The following is a 6,270-nucleotide window of genomic DNA, read 5'->3' as shown; positions in this document are numbered from 1 at the left end:
GGGCGAACGCAGCGCGAGCCATAGGACTGGACCCAGCCGCTGACGGTGAAGGCGAAACCGGACAATTGCTCGCCGAAATATTGCACCATGTCGTTACGCTCGAATTCGCCATGGACGAGCATGTCGAGCCCGGCTTCCTCCTGCCAGCGGATCGCGCGTTCGGTTTCTTCGCGGAGGAACTGCTCATAGGCCGCGGCATCGAGCGTCCCGCGATTGTGATCGGCACGCGCGCGGCGCACCTCGGCGGTCTGCGGGAACGAACCGATCGTGGTGGTCGGGAAAGCGGGCAGGCCAAGTGCGTCGGCCTGGGTCGCTGCACGGGCAGGGTAGGGCGACCGCCGCTCGCGATCGGCGGGAATGACGCCGGCCAGCCGGGCCGCGACCGCGGTATCGTGGATCAGCGGCGAGGTCTTGCGCGCCGCTGCTGCCGCACTCGATGCCGCCAACTCCTCGGCAACGCTGTCACGATCTTCGTTGAGGGCGCGCTTCAGCGTCGCGAGCTCGCCGACCTTTTGCACCGCAAAAGCGAGCCATTGCGCGATTTCCGGGTCGATCCTGCGTTCGAGCGCGAGGTCGACCGGCGTGTGGAGCAACGAGCAGGACGGGGCGAGGACGATGTCGCGCTGTGCGGCGATCGGCTCCAGCCGGTCGAGCAACGCGGCGAGGTCGGCGCGCCACACATTGCGCCCGTCGATCACGCCGAGCGAGAGCAATAGCGACTTGGGCGCCTTGGCCAGCACCGCGTCGAGTTGCTGCGGCGCGCGAACCAGATCGACGTGCAATCCGGCGACCGGCAAATGGATCGCCAGATCAAGATTGTCCTCGAGCCCGCCGAAATAGGTCGCGAGCATCAGTTTCACGCCGGCGCGCGGCAGTTTGGCGTAAGCGCGAGTGATCGCGGTGCGCTGGCGTTCGCTCAGGTCGAGCACCAGCACCGGTTCATCGATCTGCACCCAGTCGGCGCCGGCCTGGCCGAGCTGGGTCAATATGGCGGTGTAGAGCCCCAGCACTTCATCCAGATAGTCGAACGGATCGACCCCGCGCCCCTTGGCGAGGCTGAGCCAGGTGACCGGGCCGAGCAGGACCGGACGCGTTTCGAACCCCTGCGCCTTGGCCTCGCGATAATCGTCGACGATCTTGGCCGAGCTCAGCGCCAGTTTCTGCCCGGCGACCAGTTCGGGGACCATATAATGGTAATTGGTGTCGAACCATTTGGTCATCTCGCACGCGGTCAGGCTGCCGTGCCCGTGCCCGCAATCATCATCCTCGCCCGTCGTGCCGCGCGCCATCGCGAAATAGGTGGCAAGGTCGGAATCGCCCGCCGTTTTGCCATAGCGTTCGGGGATCGCCCCCAGCATCAGGCTGGTGTCGAGGACGTGGTCGTAGAGCGAGAAATCGTTCGACGGCAGCCAATCGGCGCCGAGCGCCCTTTGCCGCGCCCAGGCGGCGGTACGCAGTCCGGCAGCGGCTTCGAGCAACTCGTTTTCGGACGATTGGCCCGACCAGAATTTCTCGAGCGCGAACTTCAATTCGCGGCGCGGCCCGATGCGCGGGAATCCGAGTGTGGCAACAGTGACGGTCATGGTCTTCATACCCCGATGAAAGGCGGAGGCAGAGACCAGACACGAGCACACACGGGCGACACGGGGGCCGACCGCAGGATGCAAGCGGCCAGCCCGGACACCCCGCCGGTGGACGTTATCGCGTCGGAGGCAGGTCTCCTGGCTCACGGGTCAACACGCCGGTCCGGCCTTCCCAGGGGCGAGCCCCCAGTGACACTCATCGACCGCCGCTCGCCGCTTACAGTTGCGGGGGCAGCGCCGGCCTTGGCCCCGAAGGACCGCACCGGCTTCCCGTCTTAGCTTCGGCGCGGGCGAACCCGTCCGAAGAACCTCGACATGCGCCTTATCCTGCTCCGAGCGAGTCGCGTCAAGCGGGATATAAAGAATTCTTTATATGAGGTCATTCCTCCCCGGAACGGGGAGGAATTAAGGCCGATCAGCGGTTGGCCGCCGCTCTCAGTTGAACCTGCCGCTCGACCAGCTCGATCGCGCGCTTCACCGCGGCTTCGATCGACAGGAAGCTGGTATCGAGGATGCCGGCATCGACCGCCATCACCAGCGGCGCCGCATCGCGCCCCATGTCGCGCTGATCGCGCAAACGAATATCCGCCAGCACCTTGTCGAGGCTGAGCGTGCTGCCACGCGCCTTGAGCTCGGTATGGCGGCGGCGGGCGCGGATCTGGGGCGTCGCCTTGACGAACAGTTTGGCGTCGGCGTCGGGGGCGATCACCGTGCCGATATCGCGCCCGTCGAGCACCGCGCCGCCTTCCTGATGCGCGAACTTGCGCTGGCGTTGCAGCAATGCGGCCCGAATCAACGGATGCGCCGAGACGATCGAGGCGCGCTGCCCCGCTTCGTCGCTGCGCAACACGGGATCGTCGAGCAAACTGTCGTCGAAATTGCTCGCGGCGAATGCATCGGCCTCCTTCGTCGGGTCGAGGTCGAGGCGATGCACATTCTCGGCGACCGCACGGTACAACAGCCCGGTGTCGAGATGCGGCAGGCGATAATGTTTCGCCAGGGCGCGGGCGACGGTGCCCTTGCCGCTGGCGGCGGGACCGTCCACGGCGATGATCATACGCTAAACTCCATGAACCGCGTCCTAGGCGCGTGCGTCCTGTCGCGCCAGCCAGCCGCGGATCAATGCGACCGTTTCCAGCGTCCGGTCGGCGAAGATACCATGCGCCGAGCCGGGGATGGTGGCATATTCAGCGCCCGGCACCCGCGCGGCGAATCCGGCCAAAGTGGTCGGGCGCGCTTCGTCATACTGGCCGCCCAGAAAGATCGCGCGCCGTCCGTCGAGCCTGGCCAGCAGCGGCTCCCCGTCATAATCCTTGAGGCTACCGGTGCAGGCGAATTCGCTCGGCCCCCACATCGCATTGTAGAGCTTGGGATTGAAGCCGTTGGGATGCGCGCCGGCATAAGCGATCGCCGCGGGCTTGGCTGGTTCGCGGCCGTTGAACGCGCGGTAAAAGGCATTGACGCCGTCGTCGCAAGCACGGCTGGGGCCGGTGTCGCAACTGGCGATCTGCGCCTGCACCGCCGACGGCAAGGTCGCGCGCAAGGCATTGGCGTCCGCGATCCAGCTTTTGGTCGAGACAAGCGGGCTGGCCATCGCCAGCCCGCGCAACGCCGCCGGTCGCCGGGCGCCATATTCGAGCGCGAGCGTACCGCCCCAGCTATGCCCGAGCAGATGCCAGCGATCGACCCCGAGCGCCTTCCTGACCAGCTCGATCTCATCGACGAAGCGCTCCACGCGCCAATTCTTCGGATCGTTCGGCCGGTCCGACTGCCCACTGTCGAGCTGGTCGTAGAGAATCACCGCGCGCTCATCGGCGAGCGCGGCCGCGGGCATGAAATGCTCATGGTCGCCGCCCGGGCCGCCATGCAGCATGACGATCGGCGGCTTGGCGCCGTTCAGTCTGCCGTTGACGCGAACATATACGCGGCCGCCCTCGACCGGGACCATTTTCTCGAGATCGGGCGCCGGATAGCCATCGACCTTGCGCGCGAAAAGCGGGCGGGGGAGGGCGAAGGTGGCGCCGAGCGCGAGGCCGCCGGCGAGCAGCTCGCGACGGCCGACCATGCGGCTCATGCGCGCCCCGCCAATTGCTCCAGTGTCTCGAAGAACACCGGATAGGAGGTCGCGACGGGGGCGACGTCGTCAATCATGATCGGCCGCCGGGCGACCAGCCCCGCCACCGTCATCGCCATCGCGATGCGATGGTCGAGCAAAGAGGCGATCGTCGCGCCGCCTGGGATCGGCTCACCGCCGCTGCCGGTGATCGCCAATCCGTCGTCGAATTCCTCGACGGTCACGCCGCAAGCTTCGAGTGCCGCCGCCATCGCCGCGATGCGGTCCGATTCCTTGACGCGCAGCTCGTGCGCGCCGCGCGCGACGGTGCGGCCGGCGGCCAAGGCCGCGGCGACGAACAGCACCGGATATTCGTCGATCATGCTCGGCGCGAGATCGGGGGGCACGTCGATCGCCTTGAGCGCCGCGTGACGCACGACCAGATCGGCGACCGGCTCGCCGCCGACGGTCCGCGGATCGACCTCGGTGATGTCGGCGCCCATCATCCGCAGCGCGGCGAAGATGCCCGCGCGCGTCGGGTTGAGCCCGACATTGGCGATCGTCACGTCGCTGCCCGGCACGATCGACGCCGCCACTGCCCAGAACGCCGCCGAACTCGGATCGCCCGGCACGACGATCTGCTGCGGCTTCAATTCGGCCTCGCCATGGACCGAGATCACGCGCCCCTTGTTGGTCGCCTCGACCGTCAGATTGGCACCGAACCCGGCGAGCATCCGCTCGCTATGGTCGCGTGTCGGCACGGGCTCGATCACCCGCGTGATCCCCGGCGTGTTGAGGCCGGCCAGCAGCACCGCCGACTTGACCTGGGCCGAGGCGACCGGGAGCGTGTACTCGATCGGCACCGCCGGGCAGATGCCGCGGACCATCATCGGCAAGCGGCCACCCGGACTGGACGTGAATTCCGCCCCCATCAGCGACAGCGGATCGATCACGCGCCCCATCGGGCGTTTGCTGAGCGAGGCGTCGCCGACGAACGTCACGGTGATCGCATGGCTGGCGACCAGCCCGGCGAGCAGCCGCGTCGACGTCCCCGAATTGCCCATGTCGAGCGCGCCCGCCGGCTGCAGCAATCCGCCGACCCCGACACCCCAGACGCGCCAGATGCCGTCGTCGCTGCGCTCAATGGTGGCACCCATCGCCCGCATCGCAGCGGCAGTGGCGAGCACATCCTCGCCTTCGAGTAGGCCCTCGATCCGGCTTTCGCCGACCGTCAGGCTCGACAGCATCAATGAGCGATGGCTGATCGACTTGTCGCCGGGTACGGTGACGCGGCCGGTCAGGCCAGCAGAGGATTCGATCCGGAGGGGTTTAGGAGCAGCATGCGACATCGGTCGCGGGCTTTGACAGCCACCTTGCGCTATGGCAAGGCGCGCGCCACTTTAGGGGTCGATCCCCGAAATTTGCAGTAAATCGAAAGGTACACATCGGCATGGTTAAGCCGGAATGGGGCACGAAGCGTACGTGCCCGAAATGCGCAACGCGTTTCTATGATCTTGGCAAGGACGACCCGGTGACTTGCATCAATTGCAACACCGCCTGGGCGCCCGAGCCGATCCTGAAGTCGAAGCAGCCGCTGCCGTTCGAGGTGGTGAAGGCCGAGAAGCCCGAAAAGGACGATTCGGACCTCGAGGGTGACGATCTGGAGATCGGCATCGAGGAAGGCGAGCCTTCGGCCGACGATGAAGTCGATCTGGGCGGTGACGACGATCTCGGTGTCGAGACCGGCGGCAACGAAGACGAAAACTGATCGACGCAATTTTAAGGCAAGCGGGCTAACCACCCGCTTGTCAAAGGGGCGCAGTCCGGTTAGGGGCGCCTTCCTTCCCGGAAAGTGTGGGGCCGTAGCTCAGCTGGGAGAGCGCTGCAATGGCATTGCAGAGGTCAGGGGTTCGATCCCCCTCGGCTCCACCAACCCGTTCCGTAGGACTGAAAAAGCCCGCAGCGCCTGATGGCGCGGCGGGCTTTTTCGTAACGATCTAAACCGGCACGAATCTCCAAGAAACGATCCAGTTGGTGTCACGCTGGCATAGATGGCACCAAAAAGAGCGCCCCACCGAAGCCGGCGGAGCGCTCTTTACCAAACGACCAAAAAAGCCGGCCGGTTACTTGTTGCCGTTGTCCTTCACGCCAACGGTCGGGACGTCGATCGACTTCTTCTCGGTCTTCACCGTGGGGACGTCGACCGTGGTCTTTGACGTGCCGACGACGACTTCCTTCGATTTCACGTCGACGTCGGGCAGCGCGCCACCCTTGGCGCTGACATTGACCTTCGGCAGTTCGCCGCCCTTGACATTGGCGCTCCAGAACCCCGTCGCGAACAGCAGGCCGATAATGACAAGAGCCAACAGAACGACCGCGCCAACGATCATTCCAGTATTGCTCTTCCGTTCGACGTATGTCGTGTTCCCTGCGTTATCGCGATACTCTGCCATGATCATACTCCACCTTGTGCCTAGACTCGAAACAGGCTTGCGACAAATATGTTCCGTTGGCGCAACGTCCATTGAGAGCTTGCTGGCGAGTTGGGCGCGTGAGCCAACGCTCGTGGCGGGGGATCGCGTACTGGGAGCGTCAGGCATGGCGTAGAAGGAGATCGGGGCGCTTTTCAGAGTC

At 65.6% G+C, this 6,270-nt stretch carries 6 protein-coding genes, 1 tRNA gene and 1 riboswitch; of the genes, 2 read left to right on the top strand and 5 right to left on the bottom strand.

Annotation, left to right across the window (positions count from 1 at the left end):
- The 4 genes from metE to aroA form a co-directional block, all read right to left on the bottom strand.
- A partial coding sequence (metE, locus tag SAS01S_RS06550) for a 5-methyltetrahydropteroyltriglutamate--homocysteine S-methyltransferase (RefSeq protein ID WP_066806405.1) occupies positions 1-1,583 on the bottom strand: 1,583 nt, incomplete at its 3' end.
- Between the two features lie 111 nt (positions 1,584-1,694).
- Positions 1,695-1,910: riboswitch (cobalamin riboswitch) on the bottom strand.
- An 88-nt stretch (positions 1,911-1,998) separates the two neighbouring features.
- Positions 1,999-2,640: a (d)CMP kinase gene (gene cmk, locus SAS01S_RS06545; RefSeq protein ID WP_066806391.1), complete on the bottom strand. Its 642-nt coding sequence runs from the start codon at positions 2,638-2,640 to the stop codon at positions 1,999-2,001.
- Positions 2,641-2,664: 24 nt separating this feature from the next.
- The gene (locus SAS01S_RS06540; protein WP_245656769.1) at positions 2,665-3,657 is read right to left on the bottom strand and encodes a proline iminopeptidase-family hydrolase; all 993 of its coding nucleotides are present in this window, start codon (positions 3,655-3,657) and stop codon (positions 2,665-2,667) included.
- Positions 3,654-4,985, bottom strand: a complete 1,332-nt coding sequence (gene aroA, locus SAS01S_RS06535) for a 3-phosphoshikimate 1-carboxyvinyltransferase (RefSeq protein ID WP_066806389.1) — start codon at positions 4,983-4,985, stop codon at positions 3,654-3,656. Before aroA ends, SAS01S_RS06540 begins: the two co-directional genes overlap by 4 nt.
- Before the next feature lie 101 nt (positions 4,986-5,086).
- On the opposite strand from aroA, the gene SAS01S_RS06530 reads away from it, so the two are divergent.
- The gene (locus tag SAS01S_RS06530) at positions 5,087-5,404 is read left to right on the top strand and encodes an FYDLN acid domain-containing protein (protein WP_066806387.1); all 318 of its coding nucleotides are present in this window, start codon (positions 5,087-5,089) and stop codon (positions 5,402-5,404) included.
- Positions 5,405-5,492: 88 nt separating this feature from the next.
- Positions 5,493-5,568: transfer RNA gene (locus SAS01S_RS06525), tRNA-Ala, on the top strand.
- A 191-nt stretch (positions 5,569-5,759) separates the two neighbouring features.
- Here SAS01S_RS06525 and SAS01S_RS06520 read toward each other — a convergent pair.
- On the bottom strand, positions 5,760-6,026 hold the full coding sequence (locus tag SAS01S_RS06520) for a hypothetical protein (RefSeq protein ID WP_245656768.1): 267 nt from the start codon (positions 6,024-6,026) through the stop codon (positions 5,760-5,762).
- Positions 6,027-6,270 lie beyond the last annotated feature (244 nt).

It is taken from the genome of Sphingomonas asaccharolytica NBRC 15499, assembly GCF_001598355.1.
In the GTDB taxonomy this organism is placed as follows: Bacteria; Pseudomonadota; Alphaproteobacteria; order Sphingomonadales; family Sphingomonadaceae; genus Sphingomonas; species Sphingomonas asaccharolytica.
This window is presented reverse-complemented; position numbering and strand designations above follow the sequence as displayed.